This is a genomic window from Streptomyces sp. NPDC058751, from assembly GCF_042746485.1.
Taxonomy (GTDB): domain Bacteria; phylum Actinomycetota; class Actinomycetes; order Streptomycetales; family Streptomycetaceae; genus Streptomyces.
The window spans coordinates 90681-115273 of sequence record NZ_JBHYPZ010000001.1 but is presented as its reverse complement, the minus strand read 5'-3'; the positions used below and the strand labels follow the sequence as shown (position 1 = coordinate 115273).

At 70.4% G+C, this 24593-nt stretch carries 19 protein-coding genes and 2 tRNA genes; 14 read left to right on the top strand and 7 right to left on the bottom strand.

Annotation, left to right across the window (positions count from 1 at the left end; all coding sequences use genetic code 11):
- Positions 1-39: 39 nt before the first annotated feature.
- Both ACFW6B_RS00480 and ACFW6B_RS00475 read right to left on the bottom strand, forming a co-directional pair.
- Complete coding sequence (locus tag ACFW6B_RS00480) at positions 40-1140, bottom strand: ABC transporter substrate-binding protein (protein WP_386591048.1); 1101 nt, start codon at positions 1138-1140, stop codon at positions 40-42.
- A gap of 578 nt (positions 1141-1718) precedes the next feature.
- Positions 1719-2939 carry an ROK family protein gene (locus ACFW6B_RS00475; protein ID WP_386591046.1) on the bottom strand — a complete coding sequence of 407 codons (1221 nt, stop codon included), beginning with the start codon at positions 2937-2939 and terminating at the stop codon, positions 1719-1721.
- Positions 2940-3501: 562 nt separating this feature from the next.
- On the opposite strand from ACFW6B_RS00475, the gene ACFW6B_RS00470 reads away from it, so the two are divergent.
- A complete protein-coding gene (locus ACFW6B_RS00470) occupies positions 3502-4086 on the top strand; it encodes a biotin transporter BioY (RefSeq protein WP_386591045.1) in 585 nt (194 codons plus the stop codon).
- 600 nt (positions 4087-4686) lie between these two features.
- Here the strand turns inward: ACFW6B_RS00470 and ACFW6B_RS00465 are convergent.
- Positions 4687-6168, bottom strand: coding sequence for an amino acid permease (locus tag ACFW6B_RS00465; protein ID WP_386591044.1), 1482 nt, complete (start codon positions 6166-6168; stop codon positions 4687-4689).
- Between the two features lie 260 nt (positions 6169-6428).
- Between ACFW6B_RS00465 and ACFW6B_RS00460 the strand changes: the two genes are divergently transcribed.
- A complete protein-coding gene (locus tag ACFW6B_RS00460; protein WP_386591042.1) occupies positions 6429-6923 on the top strand; it encodes a ribose-5-phosphate isomerase in 495 nt (164 codons plus the stop codon).
- Between the two features lie 91 nt (positions 6924-7014).
- Positions 7015-7830, top strand: coding sequence for an Fpg/Nei family DNA glycosylase (locus ACFW6B_RS00455; protein WP_386591041.1), 816 nt, complete (start codon positions 7015-7017; stop codon positions 7828-7830).
- Between the two features lie 75 nt (positions 7831-7905).
- Here the strand turns inward: ACFW6B_RS00455 and ACFW6B_RS00450 are convergent, their stop codons facing one another.
- Positions 7906-9135: a GNAT family N-acetyltransferase gene (locus ACFW6B_RS00450; protein WP_386591040.1), complete on the bottom strand. Its 1230-nt coding sequence runs from the start codon at positions 9133-9135 to the stop codon at positions 7906-7908.
- Positions 9136-9306: 171 nt separating this feature from the next.
- Here ACFW6B_RS00450 and ACFW6B_RS00445 point away from each other — a divergent pair, with 171 nt between their 5' ends.
- Both ACFW6B_RS00445 and ACFW6B_RS00440 read left to right on the top strand, forming a co-directional pair.
- The gene (locus ACFW6B_RS00445; RefSeq protein ID WP_386591039.1) at positions 9307-10479 is read left to right on the top strand and encodes a PP2C family protein-serine/threonine phosphatase; all 1173 of its coding nucleotides are present in this window, start codon (positions 9307-9309) and stop codon (positions 10477-10479) included.
- Between the two features lie 58 nt (positions 10480-10537).
- Entirely contained in the window at positions 10538-10993 is a 456-nt protein-coding gene (locus ACFW6B_RS00440) for an HD domain-containing protein (protein WP_386591038.1), read from the top strand.
- A gap of 86 nt (positions 10994-11079) precedes the next feature.
- Here the strand turns inward: ACFW6B_RS00440 and ACFW6B_RS00435 are convergent, their stop codons facing one another.
- On the bottom strand, positions 11080-12252 hold the full coding sequence (locus ACFW6B_RS00435; RefSeq protein ID WP_386591037.1) for an acyltransferase family protein: 1173 nt from the start codon (positions 12250-12252) through the stop codon (positions 11080-11082).
- Between the two features lie 647 nt (positions 12253-12899).
- Between ACFW6B_RS00435 and ACFW6B_RS00430 the strand changes: the two genes are divergently transcribed.
- Complete coding sequence (locus ACFW6B_RS00430) at positions 12900-13094, top strand: hypothetical protein (protein WP_103551386.1); 195 nt, start codon at positions 12900-12902, stop codon at positions 13092-13094.
- A gap of 133 nt (positions 13095-13227) precedes the next feature.
- Here the strand turns inward: ACFW6B_RS00430 and ACFW6B_RS00425 are convergent.
- A tRNA-Gly gene (locus ACFW6B_RS00425) sits at positions 13228-13301 on the bottom strand.
- A gap of 152 nt (positions 13302-13453) precedes the next feature.
- Between ACFW6B_RS00425 and ACFW6B_RS00420 the strand changes: the two genes are divergently transcribed.
- The 5 genes from ACFW6B_RS00420 to clpX all read left to right on the top strand — a co-directional run bounded on the left by ACFW6B_RS00420 (position 13454) and on the right by clpX (position 18455).
- A tRNA-Pro gene (locus ACFW6B_RS00420) sits at positions 13454-13530 on the top strand.
- 199 nt (positions 13531-13729) lie between these two features.
- The gene (gene tig / locus ACFW6B_RS00415; RefSeq protein ID WP_386591036.1) at positions 13730-15127 is read left to right on the top strand and encodes a trigger factor; all 1398 of its coding nucleotides are present in this window, start codon (positions 13730-13732) and stop codon (positions 15125-15127) included.
- A 472-nt stretch (positions 15128-15599) separates the two neighbouring features.
- Positions 15600-16208: an ATP-dependent Clp protease proteolytic subunit gene (locus ACFW6B_RS00410; protein WP_192582552.1), complete on the top strand. Its 609-nt coding sequence runs from the start codon at positions 15600-15602 to the stop codon at positions 16206-16208.
- Positions 16209-16327: 119 nt separating this feature from the next.
- Positions 16328-17008: an ATP-dependent Clp protease proteolytic subunit gene (locus ACFW6B_RS00405; protein WP_386591035.1), complete on the top strand. Its 681-nt coding sequence runs from the start codon at positions 16328-16330 to the stop codon at positions 17006-17008.
- Between the two features lie 160 nt (positions 17009-17168).
- Positions 17169-18455: an ATP-dependent Clp protease ATP-binding subunit ClpX gene (clpX, locus tag ACFW6B_RS00400; RefSeq protein WP_151471405.1), complete on the top strand. Its 1287-nt coding sequence runs from the start codon at positions 17169-17171 to the stop codon at positions 18453-18455.
- A gap of 76 nt (positions 18456-18531) precedes the next feature.
- On the opposite strand, the gene ACFW6B_RS00395 is transcribed toward clpX, so the two are convergent.
- Positions 18532-19470, bottom strand: a complete 939-nt coding sequence (locus tag ACFW6B_RS00395) for a hypothetical protein (RefSeq protein WP_386591034.1) — start codon at positions 19468-19470, stop codon at positions 18532-18534.
- Between the two features lie 137 nt (positions 19471-19607).
- Between ACFW6B_RS00395 and ACFW6B_RS00390 the strand changes: the two genes are divergently transcribed.
- From ACFW6B_RS00390 to ACFW6B_RS00380, 3 genes are all read left to right on the top strand, one after another.
- On the top strand, positions 19608-22259 hold the full coding sequence (locus ACFW6B_RS00390) for a valine--tRNA ligase (RefSeq protein ID WP_386591033.1): 2652 nt from the start codon (positions 19608-19610) through the stop codon (positions 22257-22259).
- A gap of 289 nt (positions 22260-22548) precedes the next feature.
- The gene (locus ACFW6B_RS00385; protein WP_386591031.1) at positions 22549-24087 is read left to right on the top strand and encodes a bifunctional folylpolyglutamate synthase/dihydrofolate synthase; all 1539 of its coding nucleotides are present in this window, start codon (positions 22549-22551) and stop codon (positions 24085-24087) included.
- A 5-nt stretch (positions 24088-24092) separates the two neighbouring features.
- Positions 24093-24464: a DUF4233 domain-containing protein gene (locus tag ACFW6B_RS00380; protein WP_386591030.1), complete on the top strand. Its 372-nt coding sequence runs from the start codon at positions 24093-24095 to the stop codon at positions 24462-24464.
- Positions 24465-24593: the final 129 nt, after the last annotated feature.

The window sequence follows — 24593 nt, the reverse complement described above, 5'->3', positions numbered from 1 at the left end:
CGATCGTGCTCTCGGTCGTGGTCTCGGTCGTCACGGCCGTCACCTCCGGTATTCCGCGGGTACGGCCCTGGACGCGATGGCCTCGAAGCGCCGGTCGAAGAGCGAGTCGACCTCGAACCCCTTCACGAAGCCGCCCTCCGCCAGCAGGTCGGCGGTCTCCTGCTCCCACTTGACGGCCTCGTCCCAGCTCGGCGGGAACAGCGGCTTGTTGGCGAGCGCGGTGATCGCCCGGGCCTGTGCGAGGGTCAGGTTCTGCGTCTTCACGTAGAACTCCTCGTTCCATTCGTCCGGGTGCTCGTACGCCCACACCTGGCCCTTCGCCCAGTGCGGGATGTACGCGGCGACCGCGGCCGCCTTCGCCCGGTCGGCCAGCACCGACGCCGGCGCCCAGAGCAGGTTGAGCAGGTCCACCACGTCGGTGGCGATGGTGTGGGCGCCCTTGGACCCGTACTGCTTGAGATAGGCCGGTGCCTGGCTGTTGGCGAGCGGCGCGACGTCCACCTGCCCGGCCTGGAGCGCGGTGAGGAACTGGTTGCTGGTCAGCGGTACGAGGTCGACGTCGTCGTAGGCGATGCCGGCCTGCTTCAGGGCGCGCAGCAGGACGACACCCTGCGCCTGTCCCTGGGAGAAGGCCAGCTTCTTCCCCCTGAAGCCCTGGACGTCCTCGATGTCACTGCCGGGCTTGGTGGCGAACAGGTAGTTGGGCTTCCGGGTGAGGTTGATCGCGACGATCTTCGCGTCGAAGCCCTGGAAGTGCGCCTGGATCGGCGGGATGCCGGCGTTGTTGCCGACGTCCAGGGACTTGGAGCGGAAGGCGTTGATGACATCGGGTCCGGCCCCGATGTTCACCCAGTCGGACACGGTGAACGGCAGCCCGGCCAGTCCCGCCAGCTTGAACTGGAGTTCCTGGACGCCCTGGTACGAGGAGATCGCGAGCTCGGTGCCCTGCGGGACCTTGCCGGACAGGGGTGCCGACAGGTCTCCCTGGGACCGGCTGCCGGTCGCGTCGGCAGTGGCGCAACCGCTCAGTCCGGCCGCCGCGGCGACACCGATGAGGGAGGACAGGAACACGCGCCGGTCGACACCGGACGTGGTCAGGGGGGAGGAGGGACGCGGCGGCCGTGCGGACAGTGGTGGCATGGAAGGACTCCGGGGATTCCAAGTGGCGGGAGGGCGCGCGGGGTTCCGGGCATGGCGAAGCCGGAAGGGACGCGGGCGCGCCGGAAGGACGCACGCCGGGGGCGTGACTGGGGAGACGGGCGACCGGGACGAAGGCGGCCGGACGGTCCGCGCGGCCCTCGGGGGTGAAGGCCGCCGGACGGTCCCGGCGCTTCGGCGGTCGGCCGCGGACAAGGACCGGCCGGTCGGCGGATCAGCGCGTCGGCGGACCGGTGTCCCGGAGAATTCGGTGACCGGGCGTCGGCGACGAGGTGTCGGCGACGGAAGCGTCACCGACGGAAGTGCCACTGACAGAAGTGCCGGTGACGGAAGTGCCGGTGACGGAAGTGCCGGTGACGGAAGTGTCAGTGGCAGGAACGCCGGTGACGAGGTGTCGGCGACGGCCGGTCAGCGAAAAGAGGTCAGCAACAACGTGTGCGTGCGACCCGCATCAGGTCGACCACACGGCACTTGGTGAGCGGAACCTGCACCCGCGCGCTGCTCATGCACATGATGCTCCTGTCCGGGAACGAGCCCTGTCAACATTCCGACTTCCTGAATTAATTAGCGCCCGGTGGGCGGCCCGCGGGGCCCAGCGGGTCGCGGTACAGGACGTCGAGCACGACCGATCCGCCCGCCACGGCCAGCACCGAGTCGGGGAAGCTGGTGGGGACGACCGCGGACGCCCGCTCCGGCCCCACCGCCTCGCGCAGCGCGACGAGGCAGTCCTCCCGGTGCATGGCGCCCATCTCGGTGACGACGACCGTCTCCGGGTTGAGCACGTCGAACAGCAGTCCCGCCGCCCGCCCGACCGTCCGGGACCGTTCCGTCAGCAGTTCCACGGCCACCGGGTCGCCCGCCGCCGCCGCGGAGAGCACGTGCATCGGGTTCGAGCCGTCCGTGACACCGCGCTCCCGGGCCCGCCGGCTCAGGGTCCGTTCGCTCAGCTCGGCCTGGAGGCAGCCCGTCCGGCCGCAGTCGCACCGCTCCGACCCGCCCGGCAGGGGCAGATGGGCGATCGCGCCCGCCTGCGATCGGGGCCCGTAGTGCACCTGGTCGTGGGTGGCGAAGGCGGCGTCCACCACGTTGCCGGCGAACAGGTGCAGCACGCTCCGGCTGCCCCTGGCCCGCCCGAACAGCCGCTCCCCGTTGACCAGCGCCCGCGCGTGGCCGTCCACGTGGACCGGCAGCCCCGTGCGGGCCTCGACGGCCTCCCGCACGGCCACGTCGCGCCAGCCCAGCAGCGGGTGCTCCACGATCGTGCCGGAGTCGGGGTCCACCCAGCCGCCGGCCGCCACGCCGACCCCGAGAGGGGTGCGGCCGGGGACGCCGGCGAGGAGGGCGGTGACCGCGTCGGCCGCGTTCGCGAGGACGAGGCCCGGCTCGGTGCGGTCGTGCCGCAGACGCCGCTCGGCCAGGACCCGGCCGCGCAGGTCCAGCAGCGCGACCGTCGTGTACGGCACGGCCACGTGCACCCCGCCGACCACGAAACGGGAGCGGTCCAGGTCGACCGGGAGGTGCGGACGCCCCACCCCGCCCGACCGGTGGGGCGCGGCGGCCTCCCGGATCAGGCCCCGCTCGGTGAAGCGGGCGCAGTAGTCGGTCACCGACGCCGGGGAGAGCCCGGTCAGCCGGGAGATCGTGCTGCGGGCGACCGGTCCGTGCTCCAGCACCGACCGCAGGATCACACTGGCGCTCGCCCGGCGCCGGTCGAGGACGGGGGAGGTGGGGGACGCGGGGGACATGGAGGACGTCGAAGGGGGTGCCACCGTACTGGCCATGGAGTTCTTCCTCGGGAGCTGGTCCGGCCGGGCGCCGACACGCACGCCATGCCGCAACGGGTGCGCCATGGGCCTGGTGTGGTCCGCTGGGCTCTCGTCCGAGGGGGCCGGATCCGTTCCGTCCCGCCTCAGGAGGGGCGGCGACAGGTGGCGGTGCCCTGGCGGCGCAGGTCGACGTAGCGACGCGAGGCGAAGTTCAGGGCCTGGGGAACCATGGGGTGAAGGGTAGGGGCCGGGCCGGGGGACCCGCCAGGTACGCCCAAGGACCGGACACCGCGTACGTCCGACGGGGCGACACCCGTCGGAGTCTTTGGTGAATCCCCACAGTTCCGGACCCGAGCGAACCCGTAGCGAAAACGACGTCACCTCAGTGACCAGCATCACCTTCGGGCAGGTGTACCAGGCACTCTTTGTAAGGAGCCCACCAAGCCCCGGATCCGTGCTTTGTCGAGCGCTGACGGTGATCACCCGCGGGCCCCTGGGATAGCGTCGCCGTGTTCCGACCCGTCCTCCCCCGAGCTCTCCCCGGGCCAAGGGGGCAACCCCGTTCGCCGGAGTCCTCATGAGCACCGCTGTCGCCACGCCCTCCCGCCCCGGTGAGGTCCTCGCCGACCTTCTTCCGGCCTCCCGCGTCCGTGACGCCGCCCTCGTGCTCGGCGGTGCCGCGCTCACCGGTCTCGCCGCGCAGATCTCGCTGCCCGTGCCCGGTTCCCCGGTGCCGGTGACCGGCCAGACCTTCGCCGCGCTGCTCGTCGGCACGGCGCTCGGCGCCCGCCGCGGCTTCCTGTCGCTCGCCGTGTACGCCCTCGTGGGCGTGGCCGGCGTCCCGTGGTTCGCGCAGGGCGGCTCCGGCGCCTCGGCACCGTCCTTCGGCTACATCCTCGGCATGCTGCTCGCGTCGACCGTCGTGGGCGCCCTGGCCCGCCGCGGCGCCGACCGCTCCGTGCTGCGCATGGCGGGCACGATGCTCCTCGGCGAGGCGATCATCTACGCGATCGGCGTCCCCTACCTGGCCCTGGCCACCGGCATGTCGGCGAGCGCGGCCGTCGCGGCGGGCCTCACCCCGTTCCTGATCGGCGACGTCCTCAAGGCCGCCCTGGCGATGGGCATCCTGCCCGCCGCGTGGAAGCTCGTCGACAAGAAGTGATGACCGCGCCGGTGGGGCGACGACTTCACCGGCCACGACGTCACCGGCCTCCCGGACGACGTCGACACCCGCCCGGCGCTCGTGTTCGAGCCGTGGCGGACAAGCGCACGAGGCCCGCCGGGTTCGGTCGGAAGACCGGCCCGGCGGGCCTTCGCGTTTCCCGGTCACCGGCGCCGTGCCCGGCGGCCGGTGTTCCCGCCGCGGCCCCGCGGCTCCGGCCCGCCGCGGCCCCGCGGCTCCGGCCCGCCGCGGCCCCGCGGCTCCGGCCGACACCGGTGCCGCGCCCGCCGTGCCGAGCGGCACGACCCCGGTTCCGGGACCGGTCCTCGGCAGCCGGTCCCCGCCCGGTGCCACCGGCTTGTCGTCGGTGCCCGGCGGCAGCGGGGCCGCCGGGGCGTCCGGGGACGGATTGTCGTACCGGGCGGGAGCGGACCCTGAAGGGCCACGACCAGGTCGAGGCCGGTTCTGTCGTGCCGTGAGACCGGCCACCGCCACGGCCCGGCGGACCGGAGCCGGGGGCGGAGGGGAGCGGAGGGAAACGGGAAGGGGCCCGCGGCGGTGTGCCGCGGGCCCCTCCTCGACTCGGGCTTCGGTGGCGGGTCAGGCGCCGACCTCGGCCCGGGGCTCCTCGTTCGAGACGCTCACGGCCGGCTGCTCGGAGGAGCGGGCGCCGGTCTTCTGGCGGACGAGGGCGATGACCAGCACGACCGCCGCGACGAGCAGCGACAGCAGTACGGTCTCGCGGCCGTCGTGCTCGGTGTCGGTCAGCATGTAGCCGAGCACGAAGACGATCATCGCGGCGGTCGCCCAGGTCAGGTACGGGTAGAGCCACATCCGCACGACGAGCTTCTCCGGCGCCTCACGCTGGATGATCTTCCGCATCCGCAGCTGCGAGAAGCAGATGACGAGCCACACGAACAGGGCCACCGCACCGGAGGAGTTGACCAGGAAGAGGAAGACCGAGTCCGGGAACTTGTAGTTGAAGAACACGGCGACGAAGCCGAACGCGACCGAGGCGAGGATGGCGGCGAGCGGCACACCGCGGCCCGTGGTGCGGGCGAACGCCTTCGGCGCGTCCCCGCGCTGACCGAGCGAGAAGGCCATGCGGGAGGCGGTGTAGAGGCCGGAGTTGAGGCAGGACAGCACGGACGTCAGAACGATGAAGTTCATGATCTGGTCGGCGCCCGTGATGCCGAGGGAGCCGAGCGCGGCGACGTACGAGCCCTTGTCCTTGATCGACGGGTCGTTCCAGGGCAGCAGCGTGACGACGACGAGGATCGAGCCCAGGTAGAAGACGGCGATGCGCCAGATGATGCTGTTCGTCGACTTGGTCACGGCCCGCTGCGGGTCCTCGGACTCACCGGCGGCGAGCGTCGCGATCTCGCTGCCCATGAAGGAGAAGACGACCAGCAGCACACCGGTCAGGATCGCGCCGGGTCCGTTCGGCAGGAAGCCGCCGTGGCCGGTCAGGTTGTCCAGCCCGGCCTTCGGGGCCTCCACGCCGGGCAGCATCCCGAAGACGGCGAGGGCGCCGACCACGATGAACGCGCCGATCGCCACGACCTTGATCCCGGCGAACCAGAACTCGAACTCGCCGTACGAGCCGACCGAGACCAGGTTGGTGGCCGTCAGGACCACCATCACGATGAGCGCCCAGGCCCACTGCGGTACGGCGGGGATCCATCCTTCGAGGATCGCGGCGCCGGCGGTGGCCTCCACGGCCAGGACCACCACCCAGAAGAACCAGTACAGCCAGCCGATGGAGAAGCCCGCCCAGCGGCCGAGCGCGCGGTCGGCGTGCGCGGAGAACGAGCCCGAGGTCGGATTGGCGGCGGACATCTCACCGAGCATCCGCATCACCAGCACCACGAGCGTGCCGACGAGGGCGTACGAGAGGAGGATGCCGGGGCCCGCAGTGGCGATGCCGGAGCTGGAACCGACGAAGAGACCGGCACCGATGACACCACCGATGGCGATCATCGACAGATGGCGGTTCTTGAGCCCGGCATGGAGGCCGCCACCGGGTTCTCCGGGGCCTCCGGAGGCCTGAGCGGCCTTCGTGGGGGTCGGCTGCGAGGTCATGAAAGGGGTTCCTTTGCGCCGGATGAGCAGGTTCCCGCACGGAGCGCCCGACTCGTACGAGCGGTGTGCGGGGTGCGCGCTGGTCCCTCGTGAGGACCGGCGTGCAAGCGGGCTCCAGTGAAACGGAGGCAAATGGATTCGTGAACCTTTGAATCCAGATCGTTACTTGAGGTTTCCTTGAGGTTTTGTAGGCTGGCTCACGTTTTTATGGTGTGGGACCCGGCGCGGCCGCCCCGGAACGGCCGTGTCACACTCGGACCATGCGCGTGTATCTCGGATCCGACCATGCCGGTCTCGAACTGAAGAACCACCTCGTCGAGTGGCTCAAGGCCGCCGGCCACGAGCCCGTCGACTGCGGGCCCCACATCTACGACGCCGAGGACGACTACCCGCCGTTCTGCCTCCGCGCGGCGGAGCGCACCGTGGCCGACCCGGGCTCCCTCGGTGTCGTCATCGGCGGCTCCGGCAACGGCGAGCAGATCGCCGCGAACAAGGTCGCCGGCGTACGGGCCGTCCTCGCCTGGAGCGAGGAGACCGCCGCGCTGGGCCGCGAGCACAACAACGCCAACGTCATCTCCGTCGGCGCCCGCATGCACACCGAGGAGGAGGCGACGAAGTTCGTCGAGACCTTCCTCGGCACGCCCTTCACCGGCGTGGAGCGCCACGTCCGCCGCATCGAGATGCTCGCGGACTACGAGAAGACCCGGAAGCTCCCGCCGATCCCGGCCCACCACCCGCAGCAGCCGCAGGACTAGTACCGCCGGGCCGCGGGCCGGGGACCCGGGGCGCCGACACCCGGCCCGCCGGGTCGCCGGCCGCCGGACGAGACAGACAGCAGGAGGAACGGTGCCCGAGGGGCACACCATTCACCGGCTCGCCGAGGACTACCTCGCCGCGTTCGGTGGCCGCGCCGTCCGCGTCACCAGCCCCCAGGGCAGGTTCGCGGACGCCGCGGCCCTCCTCGACGGATCGGTCCTGACCGAGACGCAGGCCCACGGCAAGCACCTCTTCCTCGGATTCCGTCCACAGCGGTGGGTCCACATCCACCTCGGCCTCTTCGGGAAGGTCGGATTCGGCGGCACGCCCGCCCCGCCGCCCACGGACACCGTCCGCCTGCGTCTCGTGAACGAGACCGCGTACGTCGACCTGCGCGGTCCCACCACCTGCGCGCTGATCACGGACGGCGAGAAACACGCGATACACGACCGTCTCGGCCCCGACCCGCTGCGCCCGGACGCCGATCCCTCGGCCGCCTACCGCCGGGTCTCCCGCAGCCGTACGACGATCGCCGCGCTGCTGATGGACCAGAAGGTCGTCGCCGGTGTGGGCAACGTCTACCGCGCGGAGGTCCTCTTCCGGCACGGCATCGACCCCTACCGCGCGGGGAAGGACCTCGGCGCCGCGGAGTGGGACGCGATCTGGGCCGACCTCGTGGACCTCATGCGCGAGGGCGTCCGCAACAACCGCATCGACACGGTCCGCCCCGAACACACCCCCGAGGCGATGGGCCGCCCGCCGCGCGTGGACGACCACGGCGGCGAGGTCTACGTCTACCGCAGGGCCACTCTGCCCTGCCACATCTGTGGCGGCGAGATCAGCACCGCCGATCTCGCCGCCCGCAACCTCTTCTGGTGCCCGGCCTGCCAGAAGGCCGGGACCTGAGGGCCGCCGACGCCTGAGGGCCGCAGGGACCCGAGGGCCGACAGGGGACCCGAGGACTGCCGGGACCCGAGGGCTCTAGAACCCGTGCGGCAGCCACGGGGCGACCACCGAGGCGAACGCCGTCGACGCCTCGGCCAGCGATCCCTGCCGCAGTTCCCGCACCAGGCCGCCGGCCGCGAGCGAGGCCAGGGACACACCGCCCAGATGGACGGCTCCCAACTCCCGCACGGTCAGGGCGAGATCGGGGGCGTCCTCGGTCCGTACGCACACCGCGCCCTTGGCGTCTCCGGTCAGCCGCCAACGCCCCTCGTTCCAGGGGCAGAAGGAGTCCTCGACCTCGAACACCACGTCCACCGGGGCCTGGTAGGTCCGCGCCTCCAGCGCCGCGCCGACCTCGACGAGCCGCACGTGCAGCGAGTCCTTCACCCGCAGCTGGCAGCGGCGGACGTCCGAGACCAGGTGCTGCCAGGCGTCGTCCACCGGGCGCCCCCGGGTCCGCAGCGTGGACGTCAGGTCGATGTCGAAGAGGAACCGCCACAGCGCGGCCCGTGCCGCCGGGTCCAGTCCCTCCAGGTCCGCCATCGTCACCGCGCCGTTGTGCCCGGCCGGACCCCACTCCGGCTTGACCCGGAAACGCGTGTACCCGACGATCTCGCCGTCCCGCTCGGCGACCACGCACTGCAGCGGCGAGGCGCCGTTCCGTTCGCTCTCCGGGTCGAGCAGCATCAGCCGCTCCCAGCCGGGCCGACGGGCCAGCATCCCGGGCCGCTGCGGCACGAGCCGCGCGTACACCGCCTCGCACGCGTCCAGCACCTCGGCCGGCACCGCGTAGCGCAGCCGTACGTCATCGGTACCGGGCGGCACGGACAGCCGGACCCTGGCGGTGTCGATCTCCGCGCTGACCGACGAGGTCGCGATGCCGTAGCCGAAACGCCCGTAGATCACCGGCTCCGACGCGACCAGGACGGCGAGCGCCTCACCCCGGGCGCGGACGTCGTCGAGCTGGCGGCGCATCATCGCCGTGAGCAGCCCGCGCCGCCGGTGCGTGGCCGCGACGCTCACCATCGTCACCCCGGCCGCCGGCACCGAGGCGCCGCCCGGGACCGTGACACGGAAGGAGAAGGCCCCCGCCGTACCCACACAGCTCTCCCCGTCCCACGCGCCCAGCGAACGGTCGTACTCTGTGAGCGCGTTCCACAGCCCGCGCTCCTCGGACGACTCCGCCACACCCCCGAACGCGCGGAGCAGGCTCTCGTACCATTCGTCCCAGTCGTCCTGCCGCAGCACCCGAACGTCAGTCGTCATGGCCCATGCCTACCAGGGCAATGCGGTACGAGCGAGGGAATTTCGCCCGTCCGCGACGGCTCCCGGCGCGAACGCGCCGGTGCGGTTCTCTGTGAAGTTGAGCGCTCGGAGGGGGGACAAGTGGGACCTCCCGTGCCAAGCGCCTGGTCCGATGGATAGGGTCCCGAACTAATGGCAGCAGGACGAGAGCGGCGCGCTGAAGCCGATACGTTCACGGCCCGGTTGAAGATGCAATGGCACCGGGTCCGCACAGCGCTGCGCAGATCCGCCGTCGACTACTTCCGCGGGGACGGTTCCGACTGGATCGCACTGGCCGGACTGCTGATCATGATCCCGGTGATCGCCTCCACGACCCTGGTCAACTCGGTGTGGTGCTCGCCCGCCGCGCTGGTCCTGCCGATCGTGGCCGGAGGCCTGCTGCTGCGGCCCGCCAGCCTGCTCGGGCTGTACGCGGCCGCCGCCACCGCGCTCATAGTGGAGTCCGTGAAGCTCGGCCCGTACACCGAGGGCCCCTCCCGGGTGACGCCCGGCGTGGTCCTCGTGGTCGCGGCCTGCGGCTTCTTCGGACTGCTGATCGCACAGTTCCGCAGCCGCGTGGGCGTGCCCTGGAGGCGCGGCGGCACGATGCTCTTCGACCTGCGCGAACGCATCCGCGTCCAGAGCAAGCTCCCGAAGCTGCCGGTCGGCTGGCACCGCGAGATGGCGCTGCGCCCGGCGGGCGGCCAGTCCTTCTCCGGGGACTTCGTCGTGGCCGCCCGGACGAACGGCGGCCGGACCCTCGAAGTCGTCCTCACGGACGTCTCCGGCAAGGGAATGGACGCGGGTTCACGCGCCCTGCTGCTGTCCGGGGCCTTCGGCGGCCTCCTAGGCTCCCTGCCCCCGCACGCCTTCCTGCCCGCCGCGAACGGCTACCTGCTGCGCCAGGACTGGGACGAGGGCTTCGCCACCTCGATCCACCTCGTGCTCGACCTCGACTCGGGCGACTACGAGCTCTTCTCCGCCGGACACCCGCCGGGCCTCCAGCTCAGCGCGGGCAGCGGCCGCTGGGAGGAGAAGGCCGCCGAGGGCCCCCTGCTCGGCGTGTACGACGGCGCCCAGTTCGACCCGGTGAAGGGCTCGCTGCGGCCCGGTGATGTGCTCATGCTGTTCACGGACGGCCTGGTGGAGACCGCCGACCGGGACATCGTCGAGGGCATCGACCGGCTCACCGGCGAGGCCGACCGCTATGTCGCCGGCGGCTTCCACGGCGCCGCCTGGCACCTCATCGAGGCGGTGGCCAGGGACGTCAACGACGACCGGGCCCTCCTCCTCATCTGTCGCGACGCGCTGGCCCCGGTACGCTGACCGCGCCCGCGATCCCGGGAGGGGAAGCGGCGGCCCGTACCGAGGAGGCACTGATCGCGTGACCCGACCCCTGCTGACCCTGGCCGAAGTCGAAGCGCTCGCCCGCGCGGCGCACGCGGACCAGACCGACAAGGCCGGCCGTCCGTACGCCGAGCACCTCCAGGCCGTGGCGGACGGCGTCCGTGAGCGCGGCGGCGACGACGACCAGGTGGCGGCGGCCTGGCTGCACGACGCCGTCGAGGACGACGCCCTTTCCGAGCAGTGGCTGGACGAGGCCGCGCTGAGCCCCCGTACGAAGGACATCGTGCGAGCGCTCACCAAGGCGGACGGCGAGCCCCCGGAGTCCTACGCGCGACGCGTCCGCACCACCCGGGGCGCCCTGCTGGTCAAGGCGTCCGACCTGGCGCACAACTCCGACCCGCGCCGCCTCGCCGTCCTCGACGAGCTGACCCGGGCCCGGCTGGCGCGGAAGTACGAGACGATGCGCGCCCTGCTGGGGCTGCCGCCGGGCTGAGCGCCGACGGGTACGGCAAGGGCGGGACCGGAGTCTCCGGTCCCGCCCTTGCCGTACCCGTCCCGTCACCGGTCGTCCGGCGGCCTCTACGCGGCGGTCTTGGCCCGTTCCCGGGCGGCCTCCGTCGCGTCCCGCCTGAACGCCCATTCCATCTTCGGCTCCATCGAGAACCGGAAGACCCGCTGGACGGGCCGGGTGCACAGGACCGTGACGAGCGCGGCCGCGGCCACCGTCACGAGCAGCACGCCGAGCGGCTCGTGCAGCCGGCCGTCGTCGAACCAGCCCCAGTACTCGGACGCCTTGACGACGAAACCGTGCAGCAGGTAGCCGTACAGCGTGCCCGCGCCGAGCGCCGTGAACCAGAACGTGCGCCGCGGCACCCAGGCGAAGAAGCAGGCCGTGAGCACCAGCGAGCAGCCGTAGAGCGCGAGCGTCATGACGACGCCGGCCCACCAGGGGGCACCCAGCTCCTGCGCGCTGTCGCGGTGGAAGAACCAGGCGGTGTTCATCAGGGGCACGGCCCACCAGCCGACGAGCAGCGCCACGGCGAAGACCGGCACCGACAGGATGCGCACCGAGCGGCGCCGCACGAGCTGGAAGTGCTCGGGCTTCATGAACAGGCCGAGGACGAAGAACGGCAGGAACTGCAGCACCCGCTGGAGGTCCAGGTCGTCACCGATCTCGGGGGAGACGGACGCGAGCAGGGCGAGGCACACCGCCACCGGGATCGGCCAGCGGACCAGCTTCCACAGCGGGGTCGTCAGCCGCCAGACGAACAGCGCGACCAGGAACCAGGTGAGGTACCAGGGGTCGAGCAGGCTGATCGCCTGGTCGGGGTCGCCCCCGGCGGAGCGGTCGAAGAGCGAGTACGCCGTCTCGAACAGGACGTACGGGACGACCACGCCGGTGACCAGGCGCTTGAGGCGGTCGGGGCGCATGTCGAAGCCGCGCGAGAAGTAGCCGGAGATGATGATGAAGGCCGGCATGTGGAAGGTGTACACGACCGTGTACAGGGCCTCCAGGAAGCGGCTCTGGCCCTTCAGCGGTTCCCACGCGTGGCCCATGGCCACGAGCACGATCGCCAGGTACTTCGCGTTGTCGAAGAAGGCGTCGCGCGCCTTGGCGGGCTTGGCGCCCGGAGCGGCGGCCGCCGTCGCGGACGTCCCGGGTGTGCGCGGACTCGGTACTCCGTCCGCCGGCTGCTGTACCGGGGGGAGCGGTGATCTGTGGTGGCCGTGGGATCGGAGCACGTTGGTCACAGGCCCTCCCGCCAAGAACTCCGGGGGGCGGTTCTGGACCTCGCTGCTCGAACGGGGGGCGTGGCGGCGTGGAACATCTGAGGCACCCTAGCGTCGTGTGTGCGTTCTCGTAAAACGCCCGATGTCATTCCTGCTTATCGCCTGCGCGTACCCGGGATTCGGAGATGTGTGCCTGCCGATCCGCAAGTGGTTCCGTATATCGATTCGCTCACCGACTGGAGGTGTTCTGTCCGGATTCATGTTGATTAAGTAGTGCATAACGCCTGCGGGCGACTCTGGTGCTATGTCCGATTGGTGCCTATTTCGTCGTCCGTGTGCCGGGCCTGTGGTGTGCCTGTGGCAACAATTCGAATTGCCTGCGAACAGGATGTGTGGACACGGCAACCGTCGTCTGGAATTCGCCGTGGCGGCACGCCTTCGAATTGCGCCGCGCGGCACCGTCCCCGGTGTGCTCCCGCGCGCCCTGCGCAGGACGGGGCGGTGCCGCTCCGATGGGGCGCCGGCTCGCTCGGGGGTCCACCCCTGGCCAACGATGCGTCACCTGTCGCATACGAATGGCCGGTTGGTGGCACGATGTTTCTGGCGGGGGTGTGCGGGGTCGCACCCCCGGGCCGGGAGAGCGGACCGATCGTAGGGTGTGATCAGTTGTGGCCATTTCGCTGTCAGTGGTGCTGCTGTTGGCGATCATCCTCGTGGTGCTGATCCGAGGGGGATCCATCAAGCCGGGACCCGCCATCGTCGCGGTGCTCTTCGGCTTCTTCCTCGCGTCGACCGGTATGGCCCCGTCCATCAACCGGTTTCTCGACTCGATAGCGCAGACCATCAACTCGATCAGCTTCTGAACGGGACGCGGATCGCGCCGGGTGTGCGCCACTGGCCGCGCACGCCGTCCCGTGCGTCCCCGCGCCCGAAAGGCCCGGGGAAAGGACGAGGGCCAGGCGGGGAATCCATCCTCCGGCCTGGCCCTACGTCATATGGAGCGGGTGACGGGAATCGAACCCGCGTAGCTAGTTTGGAAGACTAGTGCTCTACCATTGAGCTACACCCGCACAGCACGCGCCGCAGGTCAGCGACCGCGGCAACAGGATGCATCGTAGCGGGTCGACGGCCCGCAACGCACACTCCGTTCCCGTCCGCGTCCGCGGTCGCGAAATGCGGCGGCCGCACTGTCTGCGGGCATGTACCCTACGTGTCGCACCGACGGGGTGTGGCGCAGCTTGGTAGCGCGTCCGCTTTGGGAGCGGAAGGCCGTGGGTTCAAATCCCGCCACCCCGACCACCGGCAGGGCCGTGCGGGATCCGCCCGGGCGAGATCATCTTTTGGGGCGTGTACCGCCTGCGGTTAGTATGCAAGCTGCGTGCCGTATGTCTGCAGTGTTACGTCTCTCGAGGGCCGCGGAATCCGCCCAGGGCTCTGCCAGGCCGGCAGCGGCACGCAGCAGAACCCCCCAAGAAGTCAGCCACAAGGAGACCGAACCGTGAAGAGCGCCGTGGAGACCCTGAACCCGACCCGGGTTCGGCTCACTGTCGAGGTGCCCTTCGAGGAGCTCAAGGACAGCCTCGACGCGGCGTACAAGAAGATCAACCAGCAGGTCACGGTGAAGGGCTTCCGGAAGGGCAAGATCCCGGCGCGCGTCATCGACCAGCGGTTCGGTCGGGGCGCCGTGCTCGAGGAGGCCGTCAACGACGCGCTCCCGAAGTTCTACACCGAAGCGGTCAACGAGGCTGAGCTGAACGTCCTCGGCCAGCCCGAGGTCGACATCACCGAGCTGAAGGACGGCGAGACGCTGAACTTCACCGCCGAGGTCGACGTCCGCCCGACCATCGAGATCCCGGACTACTCCGGCATCGAGGTCGAGGTCGACGCCGTCGAGGTCAGCGACGAGGACGTCGAGAAGGCCGTCTCCGACCTGCGCGAGCGCTTCGCGTCGACCTCCCCGGTCGAGCGCGCCGCCCAGGACGCCGACGTCGTCACCATCGACCTCGAGGCCAAGGTCGACGGCGAGGTCCTGGAGGACGGCGTCGCCAGCGGTGTCTCCTACACCATCGGCTCCGGCGAGCTGCTCGACGGCATCGACGAGGCCGTGAAGGGCCTGGAGGCCGGTGGCGAGGCCACCTTCACCTCCGAGCTCAAGGGCGGCTCCGCCGCCGGCAAGGAGGCCGAGGTCACCGTCAAGGTCACCCAGGTCGCCGCGCGTGAGCTGCCCGAGCTGGACGACGAGTTCGCGCAGCTCGCCTCCGAGTTCGACACCCTCGACGAGCTCAAGGCGGACAGCCGCAAGCGCCTCGAGAACATGAAGCAGTACGACCAGGCCACGCAGGCCCAGGAGCGCGTCCTGGAGAAGCTGCTGGAGCTCGTCGAGGTGCCGGTCCCCGAGAAGCTCCTCGAGGACGAGATCAACACCCGCAAGCACAACCTCGAGCACCACCAGCTCGGCCAGATGGGCCTCGACCTCGCGAAGTACCTGGAGATCCAGGGCAAGACCGAGGAAGAGTTCGACGCCGAGACCAAGGAAGCCGCGGTCAAGGGCATCAAGACGCAGTTCGTCCTCGACGAGCTCGTCAACAAGGAGAAGCTGAACGTCAACCAGGAGGAGCTCACCGAGCACCTCATGCGTCGCGCGGCCTCCTCCGGCATGTCCCCCGACCAGTTCGCCCAGGCCGTCGTCGAGGGCGGCCAGGTCCCGATGCTCGTCGGCGAGGTCGCCCGCGGCAAGGCCCTCGCGGTCGTCGTCGAGGCCGCCACGGTCAAGGACACCAACGGCGAGATCGTCGACCTGGACGACGAGGAGGACGAGACGGCCGAGACCGTCGAGGCCACCACCGAGGACGCCGAGGCCGCCGAGGCCGAGTCCGAGGAGAACACCGAGGCCTGATCGCCTCAGCAGTAAGCCTTGACGGGCCCCCGGGGACTTCCACGTCCCCGGGGGCCCGTCGGCTTTCCCGGGCGCCGGGAACCTCTCTCCGCCGGGCCCCGCCGGCCGGCCCAGGGGCGCGAGGAACTGCGCGAGCGACCCCCACCGCGCCGCGGCCGCGCTCCGGCCCCGGCCGCAGGCGGGTGCGGCCGTTCGAGGGTGCCCGCCACCGACCCGAGCCGGTGACAGGGGGCGCCCGGAGCCCTGGTGAAGCCGACGCAGCGCACACGCGGCGCATGCGCTCACAGCGAACAGTTCCCTCTGCGGGATTCCCCGGAGGGACCCGCGCGTTAGGGTCCATGAATACGAGGGCAGGGGAGTCCCCGGACGCCGTCGGGAGACGGCGCGGAACCCGGGGTCCCAAGCCCCTGCAGAAGACGTGAGACGGCCCGGCGCCGTCGTAAGACGAGCAGGTGGATACGTGACGAATCTGATGCCCTCCGCCGCCGGTGAGCCCAACTTCGGTGGTGGCCTCGGCGACCAGGTCTACAACCGGCTGCTCAACGAGCGGATCATCTTCCTCGGCCAGCCGGTGGACGACGACATCGCCAACAAGATCACCGCGCAGCTGCTGCTCCTTGCCTCCGACCCGGACAAGGACATCTACCTCTACATCAACAGCCCCGGCGGATCGATCACGGCCGGCATGGCGATCTACGACACCATGCAGTACATCAAGAACGACGTGGTGACGATCGCCATGGGCATGGCGGCCTCGATGGGCCAGTTCCTGCTCAGCGCCGGTACCCCCGGCAAGCGCTTCGCCCTGCCGAACGCCGAGATCCTGATCCACCAGCCCTCCGCGGGTCTCGCGGGCTCCGCGTCGGACATCAAGATCCACGCCGAGCGGCTGCTGCACACCAAGAAGCGGATGGCGGAGCTGACCGCCTTCCACACCGGCCAGACGGTGGAGCAGGTCACCATCGACTCGGACCGCGACCGCTGGTTCGACCCGATCGAGGCCAAGGAGTACGGCCTCATCGACGACATCATGCCCACCGCTGCCGGCATGCCGGGCGGCGGCGGCACCGGGGCGGCGTAAGCCCCTCCAGTGCCCCCGAGGGCGGCGCGGGGCCCCCTCCCGCCCCTGGAGAGGGGCAAGGCCCCCAGCGTGCCCACAGCCGACCGCTCAGCCCTTTTCAGGTTTTCCAGGAGACCACAGTGAACGACTTCCCCGGCAGCGGCCTCTACGCCCGCACGCAGGCCGAGTACACCGGTCCTCGCGCGGAGTCCCGCTACGTCATCCCGCGCTTCGTCGAGCGCACCTCGCAGGGCGTGCGCGAGTACGACCCGTACGCGAAGCTGTTCGAGGAGCGCGTGATCTTCCTCGGCGTGCAGATCGACGACGCCTCCGCCAACGACGTCATGGCGCAGCTCCTGTGCCTGGAGTCGATGGACCCCGACCGTGACATCTCGGTCTACATCAACAGCCCCGGCGGCTCGTTCACGGCCCTCACGGCCATCTACGACACGATGCAGTTCGTGAAGCCGGACATCCAGACCGTCTGCATGGGCCAGGCCGCCTCGGCCGCCGCGATCCTGCTGGCGGCCGGCACCCCGGGCAAGCGCATGGCGCTCCCGAACGCGCGCGTGCTGATCCACCAGCCCTACAGCGAGACCGGACGCGGTCAGGTCTCCGACCTCGAGATCGCCGCGAACGAGATCCTTCGCATGCGCGGTCAGCTGGAGGACATGCTGGCCAAGCACTCGACCACGCCGCTCGAGAAGATCCGCGAGGACATCGAGCGCGACAAGATCCTCACGGCCGAGGACGCGCTGGCGTACGGCCTGATCGACCAGATCATTTCCACCCGGAAGATGAACAACTCCGCGGTCGTGTGACGTATCCCGGTATCGTCTGCCGCTCCTTGGCGCGGTTCACGACAAAGTGAACCGCGCCAAGGGGGGCCCGAACGAGGGGCTCGGCAAGGTACCGTCGGACATAAGGCAGCACCAGGAGCCGCTGGACCCAGGCGGCTCCCAGGCGAAGGGGAAGCACACCGTGGCACGCATCGGTGACGGCGGCGATCTGCTCAAGTGCTCGTTCTGCGGCAAGAGCCAGAAGCAGGTCAAGAAGCTCATCGCAGGCCCCGGTGTGTACATCTGCGACGAGTGCATCGATCTCTGCAACGAGATCATCGAGGAGGAGCTCGCGGAGACGAGCGAGGTGCGCTGGGAGGAACTCCCCAAGCCCCGCGAGATCTACGAGTTCCTCGAGGGTTACGTGGTCGGCCAGGAGTCGGCCAAGAAGGCCCTCTCCGTAGCGGTGTACAACCACTACAAGCGCGTCCAGGCCGGCGAGAACAGCACGGGCCAGAACCGCGAGGACGCCATCGAGCTGGCGAAGTCCAACATCCTCCTGCTGGGCCCCACGGGCTCAGGCAAGACGCTCCTCGCCCAGACCCTCGCGCGCATGCTGAACGTCCCGTTCGCCATCGCCGACGCGACCGCGCTGACGGAGGCGGGTTACGTCGGCGAGGACGTCGAGAACATCCTGCTGAAGCTGATCCAGGCCGCCGACTACGACGTCAAGAAGGCCGAGACCGGGATCATCTACATCGACGAGATCGACAAGGTCGCCCGTAAGAGCGAAAACCCGTCGATCACGCGTGACGTCTCCGGCGAGGGCGTGCAGCAGGCGCTGCTCAAGATCCTGGAGGGCACCACGGCCTCGGTGCCGCCGCAGGGCGGGCGCAAGCACCCGCACCAGGAGTTCATCCAGATCGACACGACGAACGTGCTGTTCATCGTGGGCGGCGCGTTCGCGGGCCTGGAGAAGCTCATCGAGTCCAGGGCCGGCGCGAAGGGCATCGGCTTCGGCGCGACGATCCGCTCGAAGCGCGAGCTGGAGTCCAAGGACCAGTTCGAGGCCGTCATGCCGGAGGACCTGGTCAAGTTCGGCATGATCCCCGAGTTCATCGGCCGTCTGCCGGTCATCACCTCGGTCCACAACCTGGACCGCGAGGCGCTCCTGCAGATCCTGGTCGAGCCGCGCAACGCCCTGGTCAAGCAGTACCAGCGCCTGTTCGAACTCGACGGTGTGGAGCTGGACTTCGAGCGCGAGGCCCTGGAGGCCATCGCCGACCAGGCCATCCTGCGCCAGACCGGTGCCCGGGGCCTGCGCGCCATCATGGAGGAAGTCCTCCAGGCCGTGATGTACGAGGTCCCCTCCCGCAAGGACGTGGCCCGCGTCGTCATCACCGCCGACGTGGTCCTGCGCAACGTCAACCCGACCCTGATCCCGAGGGACGCCCGCCGCGGCGGCCCGGGGGAGCAGAAGACGGCCTAGTCGCCGCACACGTACGAAGGGGCGCCCTGCGATTCGATCGCCGGGCGCCCCTTCGTGGTTGTCCTGTGCGGGCCGGTCAGGCCTTGACGCGGACGTCGTTGCGGAGCTTCGCGGCGATCTCGGCCGCGGCCTCGGGCGTGCTGCCCTTGCCGGCCATCATGCTCGCGAAGTCGATCGGCATCACGAAGCCCAGCGTGCTGTGGTCGCCCCAGATGCAGATCGGCATGTTGAACTCCTTCGGCCCGGCGGCACCCGTGCCCGAGGAGTCGTTCTTGACCTTGATCTCCTGGCACTTGAGGACGGCGCCGTCGAGCGCGCTCGGCGTGTACGCCTTCGGGCTGCCGACGAGCTCGCCGTCCTTGGTGCCTTCCTTCTCCTGGTTCTTCTTCATGTCGGCGAACATGTTGTCGACGGCCTTCTCCGGGTCGTCGATGGTTCCCCAGACACCGCCGAAGGAGATCTGCTTCATCGCCAGCGGGTTGCTCTTGTCGCCCGACTGGTACGCCGCGTTGACGTCCTTGGGGTTCTTCACACCCCAGCCCTCGGCGTCCTTCAGGTCCTTCTTGGTCATGCCGCCACCGGTGTCGCCGGCCTCGGTGGACTTCTTGTACTCGTCGCCGAGGACGGACGCCGGCGTCGTCAGCTTGTGCGGGCCGTCGTCGGCCACGTCGGAGCCGCTGCTGCCGCTGAACATCAGGTACGCGCCCACCGCGACCGCCGCCACCACGGCCACGCCGCCGATGATCAGGGCCGTCTTCTTCTTGCCGCCGGCCGGCTCGGGCGGCATCGGGACCGTGCCGTAGGGCGGCTGGCCGTACGGGGGAGCCTGCGGCGGGACGCCCGGGGCCTGCGGCGGGTAGCCGTAGCCGGGCTGGGGAGCCTGCGGGGGGTAGCCGTAGCCGGGCTGGGGAGCCGGCGGCTGCTGGCCGTAGGGGCCAGGCTGGCCGCCCGGCTGACCGTAGGGTCCGGGCTGCTGGGGCTGCCCGCCGTACGGGCCCGGCTGGTTGTAGCTCATTTCTGGGTTCCCCTCCAGATGCCTTATGTGTTCCCGACATCCTGACGCACAGGTCGGACAACCAGATCCGCAGGGGGTGCACCGTTACGAAGTAATCCCGTTTCGGGACACGGGCGTGACGCCCCTAAACTGATCCCGTGACCGATAACGCTCATCAGCAGCCAACAGCGCCCAACACCGAACTGCCGACCCAGTACGCGCCGGCCGATGTAGAGGGGCCGCTGTACGAGCGCTGGGTAGAGCGCGGCTACTTCGAGGCCGACGCGAAGAGCGACAAGCCTCCGTTCACGGTGGTCATCCCGCCGCCGAACGTCACCGGCAGCCTGCACCTCGGCCACGCCTTCGAGCACACCCTCATCGACGCCCTCACGCGCCGCAAGCGCATGCAGGGCTTCGAGACGCTGTGGCAGCCCGGCATGGACCACGCGGGCATCGCCACCCAGAACGTCGTCGAGCGGGAGCTCGGCAAGGAGGGCAAGTCGCGGCACGACCTCGGCCGGGAGGCGTTCGTCGAGCGCGTCTGGCAGTGGAAGGCCGAGTCCGGCGGGCAGATCTCCGGCCAGATGCGCCGCCTCGGCGACGGCGTCGCCTGGTCGCGCGAGCGCTTCACCATGGACGAGGGTCTCTCCCAGTCCGTCCAGACGATCTTCAAGAAGCTCTACGACGACGAGCTGATCTACCGCGCCGAGCGCATCATCAACTGGTGCCCGCGCTGTCTGACGGCCATCTCCGACATCGAGGTCGAGTACCAGGACGACGACGGCGAGCTCGTCTCCATGAAGTACGGCGAGGGGGACGAGTCCATCGTCGTCGCCACCACCCGTGCCGAGACGATGCTCGGTGACACCGCCGTCGCCGTCCACCCGGAGGACGAGCGCTACAAGCACCTCGTCGGCAAGCTCATCAGGCTGCCGCTGACCGACCGCTCCATCCCGGTCGTCGCGGACGAGCACGTCGACCCCGAGTTCGGCACCGGCGCCGTCAAGGTGACGCCCGCTCACGACCCGAACGACTTCGAGATCGGGCAGCGCCACAACCTGCCCAACATCGCCGTCATGGACGAGCACGCGGTCATCACGGTCCCCGGCCCCTTCCAGGGCCTGGACCGCCTGGAGGCCCGTTCCGCCATCGTCGGCGCCCTGCGCGCCGAAGGCCGGATCGTCGCGGAGAAGCGGCCGTACAGCCACTCCGTGGGCCACTGCTCGCGCTGCAAGACCACCATCGAGCCGCGGCTTTCCATGCAGTGGTGGGTCAAGGTCGGCCCGCTGGCGAAGGCCGCCGGCGACGCCGTCCGCGACGGCCGCGTCAAGATCCACCCGCAGGAGATGGAGAAGCGGTACTTCGACTGGGTCGACAACCTCCACGACTGGTGCATCTCGCGGCAGCTGTGGTGGGGCCACCGGATCCCGGTCTGGTACGGGCCGAACGGCGAGATCGTCTGCGTCGGTCCCGACGACGAGGCTCCGACGGGCGAGGGCTGGCACCAGGACACCGACGTCCTCGACACCTGGTTCTCCTCCGGCCTGTGGCCGTTCTCCACGCTCGGCTGGCCCGAACAGACCGAGAGCCTCGCGAAGTTCTACCCGAACTCCGTCCTGGTCACCGGCTACGACATCCTCTTCTTCTGGGTCGCCCGGATGATGATGTTCGGTCTGTACGCGATGGACGGCACCCCGCCGTTCCACACCATCGCCCTGCACGGCATGGTCCGCGACCAGTTCGGCAAGAAGATGTCCAAGTCCTTCGGGAACGCGGTCAACCCGCTGGACTGGATGGACAAGTACGGCAGCGACGCACTGCGGTTCACGCTCGCGCGCGGCGCCAACCCCGGCGTCGACGTGCCGATCGGCGAGGACTGGGTCCAGGGCTCGCGCAACTTCGCCAACAAGATCTGGAACGCGACCCGCTTCGCGCTGATGAACGGTGCGACGGTCGAGGGCGAACTCCCGCCCGTCGAGAAGCTGTCGGCCACCGACCGCTGGATCCTGTCCCGGCTGAACGCCACGGTCGCCGAAGTCGACGCCCTGTACGACGACTTCCAGTTCGCCAAGCTGTCGGACGCGCTGTTCCACTTCGCGTGGGACGAGGTCTTCGACTGGTACGTCGAGCTGTCCAAGACCACGTTCATGGCGGGCGGCGAGCCCGCGAAGGTCTCCGGCCGGGTCCTCGGCGAGGTCCTGGACGTCACGCTCCGCCTCCTGCACCCGATCGTCCCCTTCGTCACCGAGACGCTGTGGACGACGCTCACCGGCGGCGAGTCGGTCGTCATCGCCGACTGGCCGACCGCTGTGTCCGTCCCTGGGGCTGACGCCCCGGGGGGCTTCCGGGACGAGGCCGCCGAGCAGGAGATCGAGAAGCTCCAGCAGGTCATCACGGAGGTCCGCCGCTTCCGTGCCGACCAGGGCCTCCAGCCGGGCCAGCGGGTCCCGGCCCGGCTGACCCTCGACGGGACCGCGCTGGCCCCGCACGAGGCGGCCATCCGCCAGCTCCTGCGGCTCCAGCCGGAGGGCGAGAGCTTCTCGGCCACGGCGACCCTGCCGGTGGCGGGCGCCACGGTCGCGCTCGACCTCTCGGGCACGATCGACGTCGCCGCGGAGCGCAAGCGGCTGGCCAAGGACCTCGCGGCCGCCGAGAAGGAGAAGGCCCAGGCCAACGCCAAGCTCGGCAACGAGGCGTTCCTCGCCAAGGCGCCGGACAACGTCGTGGACAAGATCCGCGGACGGCTCGCCAAGGCGGACGAGGACATCGCCCGCATCCAGACCCAGCTGGAGCGCCTGCCCGAGGCGTAGCGGTTCGCCCCTGTGCGTGAAGGCCCCCGGAACCCTCCAGTTCCGGGGGCCTTCGGTCTGTCCCCGGCCTTCTTTCGCCCCCTCCGCCCCTACCCGTCCCGTACCCGGGAGCTGCCGCCCCCGGACCCCCGCTTCGGCCTGACGGCCTCGTCCTCAATCGCCGGACGGGCTGAGAACCAGCCCCTCCGGCGTAGCGCCCCCGCGACGGGACGGGTAGGGGCGGAGGGGGCGAAAAACCCCATGCGGCCCCACACGCCCCCACACCCCGCCACCTCCGTAGACTGGCCCCGTGAGCGACCTCCCCCCGCACGACAGCAGCGCGTCCGACGAGTCGCAGGACCGCGACCCGACCGGTCTCTTCGACGAGATCGTGGCCAACGAGACCGACCGCGACCCCGATCTCGCGGTGATCGAGGCCGGCAGCCGCACCCTGCGCACCCAGGGCGGCGGCGGTCCCCAGGCCGACGTACCCGGGCGGCCCGCCGACCCCGAGGTCGACAAGGCACTGCGCGAGGTGGAGGCCGAGCTCGCCACCCGCTGGGGCGAGACCAAGCTGGAGCCGTCCGTCAGCCGGATCGCCGCCCTGATGGACGTCCTCGGCGAGCCGCAGCGCGCGTACCCCTCGATCCACATCACCGGCACCAACGGCAAGACCTCCACCGCCCGCATGGTCGAGGCACTGCTCGGCGCCTTCGAGCTGCGCACCGGCCGCTACACCAGCCCCCACGTGCAGTCGATCACCGAGCGGATCAGCCTGGACGGGGCCCCGATGCCCGCCGAGCGCTTCGTCGAGACGTACAACGACATCAAGCCCTACGTCGAGTTGGTCGACGGACGGCAGGAGTACCGGCTGTCCTTCTTCGAGGTGCTCACCGCGATGGCGTACGCCGCCTTCGCCGACGCTCCCGTGGACGTCGCCGTCGTCGAGGTCGGCATGGGCGGCAGCTGGGACGCCACGAACGTGATCGACGCGGACGTCGCCGTCGTGACCCCCATCGACCTCGACCACACCGACCGGCTCGGCGGGACGCACGCCGAGATCGCCGCCGAGAAGGCCGGCATCGTCAAGCAGGACGCCACCGTCATCCTCGCCCAGCAGCCGGTCGACGCGGCCCAGGTGCTGCTGAAGAAGGCCGTCGAGGTCGACGCGACGGTGGCCCGCGAGGGCCTCGAATTCGGCGTCGTGGCACGGCAGATCGCGGTCGGCGGACAGCTCCTCACCCTGCGCGGACTCGGCGGGGAGTACGAGGAGGTCTTCCTGCCGCTGCACGGCGCCTACCAGGCGCACAACGCAGCCGTAGCGCTCGCCGCGGTCGAGGCGTTCTTCGGCGTCGGCTCGGCCCACGCCCAGCGGCTCGACATCGACACCGTGCGCAAGGCGTTCGCCTCGGTCACCTCGCCGGGCCGTCTGGAGATCGTGCGCCGCTCGCCCACCGTGGTGCTCGACGCGGCGCACAACCCCGCGGGCGCCCGCGCCACCGCCGAGGCGGTGAGCGAGGTCTTCGACTTCAGCAGGCTGATCGGGGTCGTCGGCGCGAGCGGCGACAAGAACGTGCGCGGGGTGCTCGAAGCCTTCGAGCCGATCTTCGCGGAGGTCGTCGTCACCCAGAACTCCAGCCACCGGGCGATGGACGCGGACGAACTGGCCGGGATCGCCGTCGAGGTCTTCGGCGAGGACCGGGTCCAGGTCGAACCGCGGCTCGACGACGCCCTGGAGGCCGCCATCACGCTCGCCGAGGAAGAGGGCGAGTACGCGGGCGGGGGAGTGCTGGTCACCGGATCCGTCATCACGGTCGGCGAGGCCCGACTGCTCCTGGGGAGGGGCTGACCCACATGCGTACGCTCTGTGCTTCCACGCTGATCGGCGAGTTCTTCGTCATCGGCTTCGCCGGGCTCGTGGCCATGAAGGAACCCGACCTGTCCGTCGCCACGGTCTGGACGGTCTGCGGGGTCCTGATGGCGCTGAGCGTGCTGCTGTGCGGCGTGATCACGCGGCCCGGCGGCGTCCAGCTCGGCTGGGTCCTTCAGGTCCTGCTCATCGCCGGCGGGTTCGTCGTGCCGTCGATGTTCGTCCTGGGCGCGGCCTTCGCCGCCCTGTGGTGGGCCTCGGTCCACTACGGCCGGAAGATCGACGAGGCCAAGGCGAGGTTCGCCGCGCAGGCGCAGCCCCCGGCACAGGCCGAGCCGGGCGGCAACCCGGCGTAGCCGTTCCGGTGGGACGCGTGGGGCGCGCGAGCGCGCGGAACGGGCGGACGGGAAGCACGCGCCCCTACCACTTGACGCTGTGCGACAGTCCCCCGGACACGCCCTGTAGCCTCGGTCATCCGCACAAGT

Bases quoted from the DNA above. Each gene is read 5' to 3' on its own strand.
- ACFW6B_RS00480 (WP_386591048.1), bottom strand. From the start codon at position 1,140: ATGCCACCACTGTCCGCACGGCCGCCGCGTCCCTCCTCCCCCCTGACC.
- ACFW6B_RS00450 (WP_386591040.1), bottom strand. From the start codon at position 9,135: ATGACGACTGACGTTCGGGTGCTGCGGCAGGACGACTGGGACGAATGG.
- ACFW6B_RS00445 (WP_386591039.1), top strand. From the start codon at position 9,307: ATGGCAGCAGGACGAGAGCGGCGCGCTGAAGCCGATACGTTCACGGCC.
- ACFW6B_RS00380 (WP_386591030.1), top strand. From the start codon at position 24,093: ATGCGTACGCTCTGTGCTTCCACGCTGATCGGCGAGTTCTTCGTCATC.
- ACFW6B_RS00470 (WP_386591045.1), top strand. From the start codon at position 3,502: ATGAGCACCGCTGTCGCCACGCCCTCCCGCCCCGGTGAGGTCCTCGCC.
- ACFW6B_RS00395 (WP_386591034.1), bottom strand. From the start codon at position 19,470: ATGAGCTACAACCAGCCGGGCCCGTACGGCGGGCAGCCCCAGCAGCCC.
- ACFW6B_RS00475 (WP_386591046.1), bottom strand. From the start codon at position 2,939: ATGGCCAGTACGGTGGCACCCCCTTCGACGTCCTCCATGTCCCCCGCG.
- ACFW6B_RS00465 (WP_386591044.1), bottom strand. From the start codon at position 6,168: ATGACCTCGCAGCCGACCCCCACGAAGGCCGCTCAGGCCTCCGGAGGC.
- ACFW6B_RS00460 (WP_386591042.1), top strand. From the start codon at position 6,429: ATGCGCGTGTATCTCGGATCCGACCATGCCGGTCTCGAACTGAAGAAC.
- ACFW6B_RS00410 (WP_192582552.1), top strand. From the start codon at position 15,600: ATGCCCTCCGCCGCCGGTGAGCCCAACTTCGGTGGTGGCCTCGGCGAC.